This window comes from Parablautia sp. Marseille-Q6255, assembly GCF_951230155.1.
Taxonomy (GTDB): domain Bacteria; phylum Bacillota; class Clostridia; order Lachnospirales; family Lachnospiraceae; genus Choladousia.
This window is the reverse complement of sequence record NZ_CATNVD010000040.1, coordinates 1-900: the sequence shown is the minus strand read 5'-3', so window position 1 is coordinate 900 and position 900 is coordinate 1. Positions and strand designations below refer to the sequence as shown.

Below are 900 nucleotides of genomic sequence, written 5' to 3'. Positions count from 1 at the left end.
ACTGGGGTGAAGTCGTAACAAGGTAGCCGTATCGGAAGGTGCGGCTGGATCACCTCCTTTCTAAGGAAGAATAAGTAGAGGTTGTTTTGCTGTTGAGTTATCAAGCAGAGGAAGTTCGACTGCACTAGATTCGATCGTCGCAAAGATCGATCTCATCATACAATTGAACATTAGTAGTTCAATTGTCAAAAGTGGCAACGAACAGCTTTCGTACTAAGCTCGAAAGGACCTCGCTAAGTACTCAAAGCTTCTGGTGGCGATGCGCTTAGGGGAAACACCCGTACTCATCCCGAACACGATGGTTAAGACTTAAGCGGCCGATGGTACTGCACTGGAGACGGTGTGGGAGAGTAGGTGGCTGCCAGATTAAAAACCGGGCTTATAGCTCAGCCGGTTAGAGCGCACGCCTGATAAGCGTGAGGTCGGTGGTTCGAGTCCACTTAAGCCCACTGGTATGTAACATACCAATAAAAAATTGAACCATACATATGGGGGTGTAGCTCAGTTGGGAGAGCACCTGCCTTGCAAGCAGGGGGTCAAGAGTTCGAATCTCTCCATCTCCATTCGATAATGAAAGAAAACTCTTACATTATCGCTAACGTACCTTGAAAACCGCATACAGACAAAAATATCCGATAAATAATGAAGAGAGTATTCGGACAGCAAACTTGTTTGTGAGCATGCGAATACGAACGGAACTATTTATCAACAAGACATCCGAGGATAGGTTCAAAGAGATTTGAACTTATAAAAAGCAAGCAACAAAGTGACAAAAGTCACACGAGAGAAAACTCGTAAACACAACCCGACCGCATATACAACGCTATGTATATGAAGGTTAAGCGAAGAAGAGCGCAGGGTGGATGCCTTGGCACTAAGAGCCGATGAAAGACGTGATAA

Annotated in this window: 2 tRNA genes and 2 rRNA genes; all 4 read left to right on the top strand. The window is 45.3% G+C overall.

The window, feature by feature from the left end:
- A 16S ribosomal RNA gene (locus QOX44_RS18000) occupies positions 1 to 60 on the top strand; the annotation flags it as partial.
- Between the two features lie 189 nt (positions 61 to 249).
- Positions 250 to 367 (top strand): 5S ribosomal RNA (rrf, locus tag QOX44_RS17995).
- A gap of 8 nt (positions 368 to 375) precedes the next feature.
- A tRNA-Ile gene (locus tag QOX44_RS17990) sits at positions 376 to 449 on the top strand.
- Positions 450 to 490: 41 nt separating this feature from the next.
- A tRNA-Ala gene (locus QOX44_RS17985) sits at positions 491 to 563 on the top strand.
- Positions 564 to 900 lie beyond the last annotated feature (337 nt).